This window comes from Nocardiopsis sp. LDBS0036 (assembly GCF_041228755.1).
Classification (GTDB): Bacteria; Actinomycetota; Actinomycetes; order Streptosporangiales; family Streptosporangiaceae; genus Nocardiopsis; species Nocardiopsis dassonvillei.
This window is the reverse complement of record NZ_CP141103.1, coordinates 6,146,111-6,159,940: the sequence shown is the minus strand read 5'-3', so window position 1 is coordinate 6,159,940 and position 13,830 is coordinate 6,146,111. Positions and strand designations below refer to the sequence as shown.

13 protein-coding genes are annotated in these 13,830 nt (G+C 74.0%); 2 read left to right on the top strand and 11 right to left on the bottom strand.

Annotation, left to right across the window (positions count from 1 at the left end; genetic code table 11):
* Positions 1-43 precede the first annotated feature (43 nt).
* Both UIS43_RS26195 and UIS43_RS26190 read left to right on the top strand, forming a co-directional pair.
* The gene (locus UIS43_RS26195) at positions 44-1,285 is read left to right on the top strand and encodes a DUF58 domain-containing protein (RefSeq protein ID WP_013151936.1); all 1,242 of its coding nucleotides are present in this window, start codon (positions 44-46) and stop codon (positions 1,283-1,285) included.
* 8 nt (positions 1,286-1,293) lie between these two features.
* Entirely contained in the window at positions 1,294-3,696 is a 2,403-nt protein-coding gene (locus tag UIS43_RS26190; protein ID WP_370013278.1) for a transglutaminaseTgpA domain-containing protein, read from the top strand.
* Positions 3,697-4,027: 331 nt separating this feature from the next.
* On the opposite strand, the gene UIS43_RS26185 is transcribed toward UIS43_RS26190, so the two are convergent.
* From UIS43_RS26185 to UIS43_RS26135, 11 genes are all read right to left on the bottom strand, one after another.
* Positions 4,028-4,438 (bottom strand): DUF3040 domain-containing protein, encoded by a 411-nt coding sequence (locus tag UIS43_RS26185; RefSeq protein ID WP_013151934.1) that lies wholly within the window; start codon positions 4,436-4,438, stop codon positions 4,028-4,030.
* 244 nt (positions 4,439-4,682) lie between these two features.
* A complete protein-coding gene (dinB, locus tag UIS43_RS26180) occupies positions 4,683-5,936 on the bottom strand; it encodes a DNA polymerase IV (protein ID WP_013151933.1) in 1,254 nt (417 codons plus the stop codon).
* An 83-nt stretch (positions 5,937-6,019) separates the two neighbouring features.
* Entirely contained in the window at positions 6,020-6,808 is a 789-nt protein-coding gene (locus UIS43_RS26175; protein ID WP_019607049.1) for a methyltransferase domain-containing protein, read from the bottom strand.
* A gap of 60 nt (positions 6,809-6,868) precedes the next feature.
* Positions 6,869-7,282: a transcription antitermination factor NusB gene (gene nusB, locus UIS43_RS26170; RefSeq protein WP_013151931.1), complete on the bottom strand. Its 414-nt coding sequence runs from the start codon at positions 7,280-7,282 to the stop codon at positions 6,869-6,871.
* On the bottom strand, positions 7,282-7,845 hold the full coding sequence (gene efp, locus UIS43_RS26165) for an elongation factor P (protein ID WP_041552350.1): 564 nt from the start codon (positions 7,843-7,845) through the stop codon (positions 7,282-7,284). Before efp ends, nusB begins: the two co-directional genes overlap by 1 nt.
* A 136-nt stretch (positions 7,846-7,981) precedes the next feature.
* Positions 7,982-9,082, bottom strand: coding sequence for a 3-dehydroquinate synthase (aroB, locus tag UIS43_RS26160; RefSeq protein WP_013151929.1), 1,101 nt, complete (start codon positions 9,080-9,082; stop codon positions 7,982-7,984).
* Entirely contained in the window at positions 9,079-9,591 is a 513-nt protein-coding gene (locus UIS43_RS26155) for a shikimate kinase (RefSeq protein ID WP_041552348.1), read from the bottom strand. Before UIS43_RS26155 ends, aroB begins: the two co-directional genes overlap by 4 nt.
* Positions 9,592-10,070: 479 nt before the next feature.
* Complete coding sequence (gene aroC, locus UIS43_RS26150) at positions 10,071-11,252, bottom strand: chorismate synthase (protein ID WP_013151927.1); 1,182 nt, start codon at positions 11,250-11,252, stop codon at positions 10,071-10,073.
* Positions 11,253-11,296: 44 nt separating this feature from the next.
* Positions 11,297-12,271 carry an A24 family peptidase gene (locus UIS43_RS26145; protein ID WP_013151926.1) on the bottom strand — a complete coding sequence of 325 codons (975 nt, stop codon included), beginning with the start codon at positions 12,269-12,271 and terminating at the stop codon, positions 11,297-11,299.
* Between the two features lie 177 nt (positions 12,272-12,448).
* Positions 12,449-13,189, bottom strand: coding sequence for an SseB family protein (locus UIS43_RS26140; RefSeq protein ID WP_013151925.1), 741 nt, complete (start codon positions 13,187-13,189; stop codon positions 12,449-12,451).
* Between the two features lie 149 nt (positions 13,190-13,338).
* Positions 13,339-13,812 (bottom strand): MarR family winged helix-turn-helix transcriptional regulator, encoded by a 474-nt coding sequence (locus tag UIS43_RS26135; protein WP_013151924.1) that lies wholly within the window; start codon positions 13,810-13,812, stop codon positions 13,339-13,341.
* Positions 13,813-13,830 lie beyond the last annotated feature (18 nt).

Sequence of the window (13,830 nt, the reverse complement as noted above, 5' to 3'; positions counted from 1 at the left end):
CTCCGCTCCGCCCCGTACGCACCCGCCCCCTGAGAGAGGGTCCATGCGCCCGCACCGAACCCTCACCGCACGAGGCGTCTGCATGCTCATCCTCGGCCTGACCGCCCTGGTGTCCGGCCTGGTCGTGGGGCAGCGCGAGGTCGTGGGCCTGGGCGTGCTGCTGACCGTGATCCCGCCGCTGTCGGCGCTGACGGTCCTGGGGGCCGCCTCCCGCGTCGTGCACAGCCGCACCCTGTCCCCCGTGCGCATCCCGGCCGGGCACAACGCCCGGGTGGAACTGCGTGTGGGCAACTCCTCGCGGACCTGGCCGGTGGCCGCGCTGTCGGTGCGGGACACGCTGCCCGTGCCGCTGGGCGGCGAACCCCGCTACACGGTGGGCTACCTGGGTCCGCGCGCCGTACGCGACGTCGCCTACCTGGTGCGCCCGGCCGTACGCGGGGACTACCCGGTGGGTCCGCTGTGGGTCGGCGTGACCGACCCGCTGGGGTGCGTGCGGGTCAGCCGCGACGTGGGCGGGCCCTCGCGCCTGCTCGTGACCCCCGTGACCGTCCCGCTGACCGCGCTGGGCGCCGCCGACGGCTCCAAGGGCGAGGACTCGCCGCGGCGTTCGGTGAGCGGCGCCGGGGAGCAGGACCCCGTCCCCCGCGAGTACCGGTACGGCGACGACCTGCGCAAGGTGCACTGGCGGTCCACCGCCAAGCACGGTGAGCTGATGGTGCGCCGGGACGAGCAGCACTCGCGGGAGAGCAGCGTGGTCCTGCTGGACACGCGGCGCGGGGCGCACGGGCACCCGGGGCCCGCCGGGTCCCTGGAGACCGCCGTGAGCGCCGCCGCCTCGGTGGCGGTGCACCTGCTCGACGGCGGCCACGAGCTGCGCCTGCACACCGAGCGGGGCCGGGTCCCGACCACGAGCGCGTCGGGCGTGCTGGACGGCCTGGCCGTCGCCGAGCCCTCCGACACCCCCGGGCTGCTCGGCGGGATCGGCATGCTGGCCGAATCCCGCGGGGCGACCGGCCTGGTCGTGGCGGTGCTGGGCGCGGTGGATCCCGAGGAGGCCGCCGCCCTGTCCCGCACGGGCGGCCGGGGCGTGCGCGTGGCCGTGCTGTGCGCGCACGCCGCCTGGCCCGGCCCCGACACCCTGCGCGGGGTCCACGACGTGCTGACCGCGGCCGGATGGCGCGTCCTCGTCCTGGGTTCCACCGCCGAACTGCCCGACCTGTGGCGCCGCGCCTGGGCTCCCGCTCCCGCCGCCGGGCCGCACACCCCCCGGAAGGGTCCGCGTTGAGAGCACTGATGCCCCTGGCCACCCTGGCCTGCCTGTTGATGGCGATGCCACTGCTGGACGGCCTCGTACGGGGCGAGGCCTGGTGGGTCCCGGCCCTCGTGATGACGGTGGCGGTGGGCGGGGTGTCCGCGCTGTACCGCCTCAGCGGCTGGAGCTCCTTCCCGGTGCCGTTCCTCCAGGTGCTGGCGGCGGCGCTGCTGATGACGCCGCTGTTCGCCGGACACGTCGCGCCGCTGGGGCTGCTGCCCTCCGGTGACACGGCGCTGCACCTGCTGCGGGTGTTCGACGAGGGCCTGGAGACGATCGACACCAGCACGCCCCCGGTCTCCTCCACCGCCGGGGTCATGCTGATCATCGCGCTGGTGTTCGTCCTGTTCGCGATCATCGCGGACTTCCTGGCGGTGACCGCGCGCTGCCCCGGGATGGTCGGCGCCCTGGTGGCCGTGCTGATGGCGGTCCCGCTCATCGTGGACGACGCCGGACTGGGCTGGCCGGCCGCGACCAGCGGCGCCGTCGGCTTCCTGCTGCTGCTCGCGGTGGACGTGCGGGTGCGCGGCCGCGAGTGGGGCGTGCGCGTCCCCGACGGCCACGACTCCTCGGCCCGTGTGCTGGGCGCGGTGGGCAGGGCGACGACGGTGGCGGTGGCCTCGGCCGCCGCGGTGCTGCTGGCGCTGACGGTGCCGCTCGCGGTGCCGTCGCTGCGCACCGACGTGCTCCACACGATGGCCGACGGCACCTACATCGGCACCGGCGGGGACCGCATCACCACCACGCACCCGCTGGTCTCGCTGCGGCGCGAGCTGGCCTCCTCCTCCGACCGCACCGTGCTGACCTACCGGACCGACGCCGAGCGGCCCGACTACCTGCGCACGTACGTGCTGGACGAGTTCGACGGCGCGAACTGGACGATGACGCCGGTCAGCGCCTCGGGCGACACCCTGGTCGACGGGGAGCTGCCGCTGCCCACCGGGTGGGGCTCGGAGCCCTCAGGCGACGCGGTGACCACGCGGATCTCGATGGACTCGGACGCGCCCGGGATCGACTTCCTGCCGTTGCCGTACTGGGCGCGGACGGTGGACGTGCCCGGGGAGTGGTACGCCGACCCGGCGAGCCACGTGGTGTTCACGACCGAGAGCGCGCCCACGGGGCTGAACTTCACCGTGCAGACCCTGGGCCGGGAGCCGTCCGCCGAGGAGCTGGCCGACAGCGGCAGCCCGCGGTCGCTGCCGGGCGACTTCCGCGACCTGCCCGGCGACCTGGACCCGCGGGTCCGGGAGCTGGCCGAGGACCTGACCGAGGACGCGCGGAGCCCCTACGAGCGGGCGGTGGCCATCCAGGACCACTTCACGGGGGGCGCGTTCACCTACGACCTGTCCCCGCCCGCGGTGCCCGACGGCGCCGACCCGCTCGCCCACTTCCTGTTCGGGGACCGGGTGGGCTACTGCGAGCAGTTCGCCGGGGCGATGGCGGTCATGGCCCGACAGGTGGACATCCCGGCGCGGGTGGCGGTGGGCTACACCGCGGGCGAGCAGCAGGGCGACGGCCGCTGGGCGGTGTCCGTGGGCGACGCCCACGCCTGGCCGGAGCTGTACTTCGAGGGCGCGGGCTGGGTGCGGTTCGAGCCGACCCCCTCCTCCGCCGGGGGGCAGGGCTCGGCGTCGGTGCCCGACTACTCCCGGGGCGGGCGGGGGGGCGTCGACGACCCGGACGGGGCCGCGGAGGAGACGCGGGAGCCCTCGCCCGAGGAGACGGAGGCCGCGCGGGACGAGGCCACCGCGGAGGCCGAGGAGCCCAGCGGGACCCCCGAGGCGGAGCCCGAGGACGAGCCCTCCACGTCGGTGGCCGCCCCGGGCGACGACGCGCGGGGCGGCCCGGACCTGTCGTGGCTGCCCGCTGCGGGCGCCGCCACGGGTGTGCTGCTGCTGTTGGCCCTGCCCGCGCTGGTGCGCGCCCTGACGCGCTGGTCCCGGACGGCGTCGCTGACCGGCGGCGCGGGAGCTGCGGGCGCGCACACCGCGTGGCGGGAGCTGCGGGACACCTGTCTGGACCTGGGCGGCGCGTGGTCGCTGGTGGAGAGCCCGCGTGCCACGGCCGAACGCCTGGCCGGTTCCGGTCCGGTGCCCCAGCCCGACGCGGCCCCGGCGGGGCTGATGTCGGGGACCGTTCCGGGCCCGGTGCCGCCGGAGGCCGCGGCGGCGCTGCGGCGGCTCGCCCTGGCCGAGGAGGAGTCGCGCTACGCGCCCTCGCCCCGGACCCCGGAAGGGCTGCGCGAGGACCTGCGGACGGCTCTGGCGGGGCTGACCGGTGTGGTCGGCGCGGGAACGCGCGTCCGCGCGGTGCTGCTGCCCCGGTCGCTGGCGCCGTGGCACCGTCCGCGCCGCGCGGCCGACCCCGAGCCCGTGACGCCCTAGCGGTGGCGGCCGTGCCGCCCCGCCTGTGCTGACCTGAGAGGTTGCGCCCCGGCGTTAGCGGCCGTGTCCCAGCCGGGGGCGGGGCACGGCCCCGGCGCGCGGACGCCGCCCCCCTGTCCCGGGGCGGTCGACGACAGCGCCTCCCCCGTGCACCGCGCCAGCCTGGGACGCCTCCGGGAAACCACGGCCCACGCCCGAAAAACGTGGTGGGCCCCGCACCACTGTGCGGGGCCCACCACGGGGAACCGGGTGTCCGGCGCGGATCCCCTCCGGGATCCCCGCCCGACGGGGCACGGCCGATCGCGACCGGCGAGGGTGTGGGACCGGGGTCCTACTCCTCACCCTCCTGGCGACGGCGCCAGCGCTCCTCGAAACGATTCATCATGCCGGGACGGCTGCCGCCCCGGCGCTTCTGCTTGGGCTCCGCCACCGCGACGCCCTGGTCGGCACCGCCGCTCCCGGAGGCCTTGCGCCAGGCGTTGGCGCCCCACAGGAAGCACAGCAGCATGACGAGGAAACCGAGGACGCTGATGGCGACCTGGGCGACTGTGGACTGGAGCATCAACCCCGTCATCAGCAGCACGATACCGACGACGAAACCGAGTCCGGCCTTGATGATCCAGCGCTTGTAATGGACCGCGGGGTTCGTTTGCCGAACGGTGTTCGCGAACTTCGGGTCCTCGGCATACAGCGCCCGCTCGATCTGGTCGAGCATGCGCTGCTCGTGTTCAGAGAGCGGCACGGCGCCTCCCTACGGCAGTCCCCGGTTGGGGTGACGGGTACTGAAGAACAGTCTCTTGGTCAGTGGTATGCCCAGAATACGATGAGCTAGCGCCCGGTGGAAAGAAAAGCTGCGTGCGTACCTGACCACCACGGGCCACGATACCCTCGCCCTGTATCGGAAACACCGGCTTCCATGCCTCTCTTCTTACCCTCATTCCGGTCCTACCCTGGGGAACGCTCCGAGGGCCCCGGAAGTTGCCGCATCATACGTCGTTTTCGTCACGCTTGGCCAACACGGCCGACTGTATCGCGCCCGGCCCGAAACGTGCCGTTACGCGGTCCATAACCCGTTCAACATCCCTCCAACCCGATTCCTCCTCCCCCAGTGCCAACTGGCGGTGCACCTGTTCCACCGGAATGACCCCTTCCACCCGCACCCCCACCAGGCGCAGCGGCACCCCCCGCAACCCGGAGGCGGTGTAGAGCTCGCGGGCGACGGCGCTGATCTCGCGGGCCACGTCGGTGCCCTCGGCCAGGGTCCGCGCCCGGGTGATGGTGGAGAAGTCGCCGCGGCGCAGCTTCACGCTCACCGTGCGTCCCGCCTGCCCCGAGGCCCTCAGGCGGCGCCCGACCTTCTCGGCCAGCCTCAGCAGCTCGCGGTCCACCACCTCGGGGTCGGCCACGTCCTCGTCGAAGGTCTCCTCCGAGCCGATGCTCTTGTCCGGGGACTCGGGCACGACCGGGCTGGTGTCCACCCCCCGGGACAGCTCGGCCAGGCGGGTCCCGGCCTTGTCGCCCAGCTCCATGCGCAGCAGGTCCGGCTCGTAGCGGGCCAGCTGCCCGACCGTGCGCACGCCCAGCCGGGCCAGGGTCTGCTCGGTCCGGTCCCCCACCCCGGGCAGCGCCCCGACCGGCAGCGGGTCCAGGAAACCGCGCACGTGGGCGGTGGGCACCAGGAGCAGGCCGTCGGGCTTGCAGTGCGTGGAGCCGAGCTTGGCGGTGAAGCGGGTGGCGGCCACGCCCACGGAGCAGGTCAGGCGCTGTTCCCGGCGCACCCGCTCGCGGATCATCGCGGCGATGCGCACCGGCCCGCCCAGGCGGCGGCGCGCGCCGGACACGTCCAGGAAGGCCTCGTCCAGGGAGAGCGGCTGCACCAGCGGCGTCACCGAGCGCAGGATGTCCATGACGGCCTCCGACGCCTGGCGGTAGGCGCGGCCGTCGGGCGGGAAGACCAGGGCGTCCGGGCACAGGCGCAGGGCCCGCGCCATGGGCATGGCCGAGTGCACGCCGTGCGCGCGGGCGAGGTAGTCGGCGGAGGAGACCACGCTGCGCGGACCGGTGCCGCCCACGATGACCGGGCGTCCGCGCGCCTCGGGATGGCGCAGCTGTTCGACGCTCGCGAAGAACGCGTCCATGTCCAGGTGCAGGATGTGGCAGTCGCCGTCCGGTCCGGAGCCGTCCGCGGGGAAGTCCGCGTCCAGCGCCGCGATGCCCTCCGGGGAGACCATGCCCCGCATCGCGGCGCCGCGTTCCAGTTGGCGTCGGCTCATACAGCCAGGTTATGCCGTGCCGGGGGCGCCCCGGCCCCCGGTACCGGGGTTCAGGAGCGGTGCGCGACGACGTGCAGCTGGGTGGCGATGCCGATCAGCTCGGGGTGCTCGGCGGCGGCCCTCTCCAGCTCCACCAGGTGCTGCCCGGCGTGGGCGTCGCCCTCCCAGGCGTGCCCGGGCACGAGGTCGGCGAACGCGCGGACGCCGCGGACGCTCTCCCCGGACAGCCCGGCCCGGCCGATCAGCTCCAGGACCTGCTGGCGGGTGAAACGGCGCGGCATCGGGTCGCCCTCGCCCCAGCGCCCGTCGGGGTCGCCGAGCAGGTGGTGGGCCTCGGTGATGTGTCCGGCCAGCGCGCGGTGCAGGGCTCCGGCGACCGCGTTGGTGACCAGCAGGCTCACCGCACCGCCCTCGCGGGTGATGCCGACCACGTCGTGCAGCGCCGCGGCGGGGTCGTCCACGTACTCCAGCACGTTGTGCACCAGGACGAGGTCGGCGCTGGCCGGCGCGAACAGGGCGGCCAGGTCGCGGGTCTCCCCCTGAACCCCGCGCACGGACACGCCCCGCTCGGCGGCGCGGCGCTCCAGGGCCGCGAGCGAGTCGGGGCTGGGCTCGACCACGGTCACCCGGTGGCCGAGTTCGGCCAGGGGGACGGCGGCGCCGCCGGTGCCCCCGCCCGCGTCGACGATCTCCAGGGGCCCGTCCCCGAGCCGGTCCAGCAGTCCGACGAGGGCGTCCCACACGACCGCGGTCCGGGCCGCGTTGGCGGCCCGCCCCGGGCCGGTCGCCCCGCTCGCGCCGAGGCCGCCGCCCGCGGCCACGCTGGTCCTGTCAGTCACCTGCGTTCCCTCAATCCACGTTGCCCCGACGGTCCCCCACGCGCCGATGCCGGTCGCGCCCTAGAGCGAGAGCGTCGACTTGTTCTCCATCAGCCTGGACAGGAGTCCGCTGACGAAGTTGGGGGACTCGTCGGTGGACAGCTCCTTGGCCACGCCGACCGCCTCGGCGATCGCCACACCGTCCGGGATGTCGTCGGCCCACAGCAGTTCGTAGGCGCCCATCCGCAGGATGTTGCGGTCCACGACCGGCATGCGCTCCAGGGTCCAGCCGATGGCGTAGGTGTCCAGGAGCTCGTCGATGCGCTCACGCCGCTCGTCGACCGAGCGGGCCAGACTCTCGGTGAAGTCGTTGATCGGCGGTTCGGGCTGGGCCCGCCGGCGCCGGATGACGTCCTCCACCGAGGTGGCGCGCACCTCGGCCTCGTAGAGGACCTCGACCGCGCGCCGCCGTGCCTTGCGCCGTGCTCCGCTCATCAGTTGACTCGCCCGAGGTAGTCACCCGTGCGGGTGTCGACCTTGACGCGCTCGCCTTCGCTGATGAACAGGGGAACCTGGATGGTGGCGCCGGTCTGGACGGTGGCGGGCTTGGTGCCGCCGGTGGAGCGGTCGCCCTGCACGCCCGGGTCGGTCTGGGTGATCTCCAGCTCGACGGCGGCGGGCAGCTCGATGTAGAGGGGGTTGCCCTCGTTGGTGGCCACGGTGACCTTGGTGTTCTCCAGCAGGAAGTCCTTGCCGTCGCCGACGACGGCCTCCGGGACCGGGATCTGGTCGTAGGTGCTGGTGTCCATGAAGATGAAGGCCTCGCCGTCGTGGTAGAGGTACTCCATCTCGCGGCGGTCGACGTTGGCGAACTCGACCTTGGACCCGGCGTTGAAGGTCTTGTCGACGATCTTGCCCGTGAGGACGTTCTTCAGCTTGGTACGGACGAACGCGCCGCCCTTGCCCGGCTTGACGTGCTGGAACTCCAGGACGTTCCAGAGGACGCCGCCGTCGAGCCGCAGGGTCGTGCCGTTCTTGATGTCGTTCGTCGTGGCCACTTCGGTCGTCTCTCCAAGGGGTTTGACACGTCGGGGACCGACCCCCGCGGGGCCCGGTCGGTGTTCGGTGGGGCCGGGCACGGGCACCTCGGGGAGCTCCCCGGGCGCGCCGGTGCGCACGTCGCCTGTGTGCAGTCTAGTGGCTTCGCGGAACCCGGGTGTCGCCCGTGACCGCGCGGTACGCCTCGTCCAGCAGTTCGGGCGCGGGGCCGCTGAGGATGGTGGGCCGCGCCAGGCCGTCCAGGACGACGAAGCGCAGGGTGGCCCCGCGGGCCTTCTTGTCCACGCTCATGGCGGCGCGCAGTTCGGGCCAGGCCTCGGGGGCGTAGGAGACGGGCAGGCCGACCGAGGAGAGCAGCGAGCGGTGGCGCTGGACCAGGTCGTCGCCCACGCGGCCGTCCAGGCGGGCGAGTTCGGCGGCGTAGACCATGCCGATGGAGACCGCGTAGCCGTGCCGGAAGGTGTAGTTCTCGGCGCGCTCGATGGCGTGGCCCAGGGTGTGGCCGTAGTTGAGGATCTCGCGGCGGCCGCTCTCGCGCAGGTCGCCGGAGACGACGTCGGCCTTGACCCGGATGGCGCGCTCGATGAGCTCGCGGGTGTGCCTGCCCCCGGGTTCGGCCGCGCCCTCGGGGTCGTCCTCGACCAGGTCGCAGATGACGGGGTCGTCGATGAACCCGGCCTTGACGATCTCGGCGAGGCCGCCGATGTAGTCGGCGCGGGGCAGGCTCGGCAGGGTCGCGAGGTCGCACAGGACCCCGGCCGGGGGGTGGAAGGCGCCGACGAGGTTCTTGCCCTCGGGGGTGTTGATGCCGGTCTTGCCGCCGACGGCGGCGTCGACCATGCCGAGCAGGGTGGTGGGCACCAGGACCGAGCGCACGCCGCGCAGCCAGGTGGCGGCGACGAACCCGGCCAGGTCGGTGGCGGCTCCCCCGCCCACGCCGACGACGGCGTCGCTGCGGGTGAAGTTGCGCTGCCCGAGCCGGGACCACAGGTCGGCGGCGACGGCCGCGGTCTTGGCGGCCTCGCCGTCCGGGACGGGCATGGAGTGCGCCCGGTAACCGGCGGCCTCCAGGGCGCCGACCACGGGGCGGGCGATCCCGTCCAGGCTCTCGGGGTGGATGACGGCCACCTGGGCGGCGTCGCCGACCAGGGAGGGGAGTTCGGAGAGGACCCCGCTGCCGACCACCACGTCGTAGCGGCCGGCGGAGTCGCCCACACCGATCCGGGTCACGGTCACTGCTGGGCCTTTCCGGAGTCCTGTCCGGCCAGGGAGGGCAGGATGGCGTCGACGATCTCTTCGGGGTGGTAGCCGGTGGTCTCCACGGTGACGCTGGCCAGGCGCTCGTAGACGGGCAGGCGCTCGTTGAGCAGCTGGCGCAGCCGGGTGCGGGGGTTGCCCGCGAGCAGGGGACGGGCCACGTCCATGCCCACGCGCTTGGCGGCCTCACCGAACTCCACCTGGAGGTAGACCACGTGGTGTCCGGCCAGGTCGCGCTGGGTGTCCTCGTCCAGGACCGCGCCGCCGCCGACGGCGATCACGCCCTCCCAGGCGCGCAGCCCCTCGGCGACGACCTCGCGTTCCAGGGCGCGGAAGCGCTCCTCGCCGTCCTCGACGAAGATGTCGCCGATGGGCTTGCCCGCGCGCTTCTCGACCTCGGTGTCGGTGCACAACAGGTCGGCGCCCAGGCGCCCCGCCAGGGCCTCTCCGACGGTGGACTTGCCCGATCCGGGCGAACCGATGAGCACCGCGATCGCTTTTGCCACGCTCTTCCCATCTGGAGAATCCGGGGCACCGCGCGCTGAGAAGCGCTGCCCCCCTGCCTTGATCTTGCCTTCCCCCCACCTTAGCTTCGCCGGGGAGACGCGAACCCTTGCCGGGGGGATGTGAACCGTTCCCGCGCGTGCGGGGACAGCACGGCCACGGCGTTGTCCTACTCCAGCGGACCTCGGTCCCCGGAGGCGGTGAGAGAGGTCGTCCACAGGCCGGATCGCGGCACTGGCGGGGACATTCGATCCGCCCCTATGCTCGGATTCGGGGGCGACTCCGTCGCCTGTGAGCGCGACGAGCGCTCCCGAATCCAGTGTGGCCCTTCCCTTGGCGCCCCGCCAGCCCCGAGGACGCGCCTGTGGACAACCGCTCCGGCAAGGGGAGCCGTGGCGGTTCCCAGTCCGCTTCCGTCCCGTTCGTGAACGGGACGGAAGCACGCCGAGGTCGGGATCGAAGGTCAGCGGATAGTCAGCGCGTCCAGGTAGCCCCGGAGGTTGCGCGCGGTCTCGGCGACCGAGTCTCCGCCGAACTTCTCGACGGCGGCCTCGGCGAGCACCAGGGCGACCATCGCCTCGGCGACCACACCGGCGGCCGGGACGGCGGTGACGTCGCTGCGCTGGTGGTTGGCCTGCGCGGGCTCGCCGGTCTCGATGTCGATGGTGTCCAGCGCCCTGGGCACCGTCGCGATGGGCTTCATCGCCGCGCGCACGCGCAGCGGGTCGCCGGTGGTCATACCGCCCTCGACGCCTCCGGCGCGGTTGGTGCGGCGGCGCACGCCGTCCGGACCGGGTTCGATCTCGTCGTGGGCGGCCGAACCGCGGCGGGCGGCGGTGCGGAAGCCGTCGCCGACCTCCACGCCCTTGATCGCCTGGATGCCCATGAGCGCACCGGCCAGGCGCGCGTCCAGGCGCCGGTCCCAGTGCACGTGGCTGCCCAGGCCGGGCGGCAGGCCGTAGGCCAGCACCTCGACCACGCCGCCGAGGGTGTCACCGGACTTCTTGGTGTCGTCGACCTCCTCGACCATGCGGGCGCTGGTCTGGGCGTCGAAGCAGCGCAGCGGGTCGGCGTCGATGGCGGCCAGGTCCTCCGGGCGCGGCTCCGGGGCGTCCTCGGGCACCGCCACGGGCCCCATGGACACCACGTGGCTCAGGATCTCCACGCCCAGGGCCTGACGGCAGAACTGGCGCGCGACCTCGCCGATCGCGACGCGGGCGGCGGTCTCACGGGCGCTGGCGCGCTCCAGGATCGGCCGCGACTCCCCGTGGCCGTACTTCTGCATGCCCACCAGGTCGGCGTGGCCGGGGCGGGGCCGGGTGAGCGGCGCGTTGCGCGCCACGCTCTCCAGCTCCTCGGCGGGCACGGGGTCGGGGGACATCACCTTCTCCCATTTGGGCCACTCGGTGTTCCCGACCTCGATCGCGACCGGACCCCCCTGGGTGCGGCCGTGTCGGATGCCCCCGATGACGGAGACCTGGTCCTTCTCGAACTTCATCCGGGCACCCCGCCCGTACCCGGCGCGACGGCGGAGCAGCGCGGCGGCGATGTCGTCCGAGGTGACGGACACACCGGCCGGGAGGCCCTCAAGAATCGCGACGAGTGCGGGTCCGTGGGACTCCCCCGCGGTCAGCCAACGCAACATGTGCACGATCCTTTCACGGATCGGTGCGCGGTGGAGCGCCGGGTTCAGGGTTGTGGAAACAGCGCTCCTCCCGTCAGGACGGTGGCCAGCGCGGCGGCGAGCATGAACGGACCGAGCGGGAAGGGATCCCTGCGGGTGAGCCGCCGCAGCGCCATGAGCACGACCCCCACCAGGGAGAAGGCCGCGAAGGCCCAGAACACGGCGACCAGCGCGCCGAGGGTCCCGGCCGCCCACCCCGCGTACAGCGCGGTGAGCCCGGAGAGCTTGACGTCGCCGAACCCCAGCCCCGCGCTGTGCACCCGCCACAGCAGCCAGTACAGCACCGTGACCAGGACCATGCTGACGAGCGCCCCGGCGGCCCGGTCGGTGTCGGGCCCCTCGGGGGGCAGCAGGACGGCCAGCCCGATCAGGACCGCGGCGACGGGGTAGGCGGGGAGGACGACCGCGTCGGGCAGGCGCATGACCCGCAGGTCGATGACGGCCAGCGGCACGCCGACGGCGGTCAGCCAGAGCACGGCCAGCACGCCGAACGGGGACCAGTCGGGTTGGAGGGTGGCCCACAGGCCGACGCAGCCGAAGAGCACGGCGGTCACGACGACGACCGCGGGGTGGGACCGGACGACCTGCTCGCAGTGGGGGCAGGCCCCCCGTCTTCGGAACGTGCGGGCCTCCACCGCCGGGAACCAGCGCAGGAAGCGCAGCTCGGCGCGGCAGTGGGGGCAGCGGGGGGGCGGCGGGCCCTCGTCGTCGTCCGGCGGCGGGAGCCGGCGCTCGCCGCGCACGTCCTCCCCGGTGTCGGGGACCGCGGTGGCGTCGTCGCGCGCGGGCTGGACGTGCCGGTCGGCGGAGGGCGTGAGCGAACCGCGGGAGGCGGGTGCGGGCGGCGGGTCGGCGGGGCCGAAGAGGTGGACGAGGCGGCCGTTGACCCGGCCCACCACCACTCCGAGCAGGGCGAGGAGGACGGCGACGGACGCCGTCCACAGGTGCGGGTGGAGGAGGAGTGTCGAGGGGGTGGGCATGATGGGAAGCTACCCTTCCGGGGCCCGCGGCGACACCGCCCGGTCCGGCCTGTGGAAAACTCCCCGTACGCGAACGCCGCGGCACCGTGTGCCCGCACGGCGCACGCACGGGACGAGGGCGCGGAGCGGCCCACGACCGCGGGGCTCGCGGCCCGGCCGGAAGCGACCGGGACGGAGTCAGTCCCGGGCGGCGGTCCCGGGCCCGTTCGGGGGCGCGTCGTCGCGCTGGGCGCGCACGACGGCGCTCAGTTCGATGCCTCCGGGCAGCACGTGCCGCAGTTCGGCGGTGAGCCGCCCGGCCACGCGCCGCAGGACCTCGTCGTCGCGCTCGTCGAGTTCGAGGCGGATGCCGATCTCGCCGCGTTCGGAGGGGTGGATGCGGACGCGCTCGATACCGAACTCGCCCTTGGTGACCTGGTAGATGAGTCCGAGGACCTGCGGGTCGTCCTTGGGCTCGGGGACGGCGCCGGTCTCGGCGATCATGCTGAGGAAGGGACCCTGAACGGTGTAGGGCACGGGGCCGGCCACGTCGAGCACCAGCGCGTCCGCCTCCTCCTCCAGGGCCGCCTGGCAGGCGTCCCTGACGGTGAAGGGCACGGGGCGCGCGTCCGGGCGCCAGCGGCGGACCGCGTCCACGGAGGTGAAGGCGAGCATGCCGCGCCGCCCGTCCCTGCCGGTCATGATCGGGACGGCGACCTCGCTGTTCTTGTCCTTGGTGAGCCCGCCGACGCCCTCCTCGGTCTCGGTGGCCACGGCGACCACGGGGATGAGCACGCGGGTTCCGCTGAGCGCGGCCAGCACCTGGCGGTCGCCCGTCGCGCCCGTCGCGTGTTCGCGCAGGCGCGCCTCGACCCCGGGATCGACGCTGCCGTCGTCGTCGCGGAAGTTCTGGGCGCCGATGATGGATGGTCTGCTCACGTGCACCGACTCTACCCGTGGGGCGCGGGGCCTGTGGCGGGCACGCCCGAAAGGGCGCGAACCGGGCGACGCGCCCGGTCACCGGCCGCCCTCGGGGTGTGCCGGACACACGAAACGGGCGGGCCCGCGGGGACGGCGGTCGCGGGGCCTCACCCCCGCCGGGCGGCCTCGCCCTGCTCCAGCGCGCCGATGATCGAGCCGAGCTGGGCGACCTGCTCCTCGCTGAGGCGGTCGAAGACCAGCGAGCGCACGCGCGCGGCGTGGCCGGGCGCGGCCTGGCGCAGGAGGAGGGAGCCCTTGTCGCTGAGCACGGCCCACAGCCCGCGGCGGTCGTCGTCGCAGTGCTCCCGGTGCACGTAGCCGCCGCGTTCGAGCCGTGCGACCTGGTGGGAGAGCCTGCTCTTGGACACGATGACGCTGTCGGCGAGCACCCGCATGCGCATGCGCCGCCCCTCGGCCTCGGACAGGTGCACGAGGATGCCGTACTCGATGAGGGAGAGCCCGGTACGGGCGCGCAGGTCCTTCTCCAGCTCGTCGTAGACCCAGGCGTTCATCCTGAGGAAACCACGCCAGACGTGCTGTTCCTTGACGTCAAGCCACCCGGCGTTGTTCATGCGGCCCATCGTAGCGGCGTGTCCGAA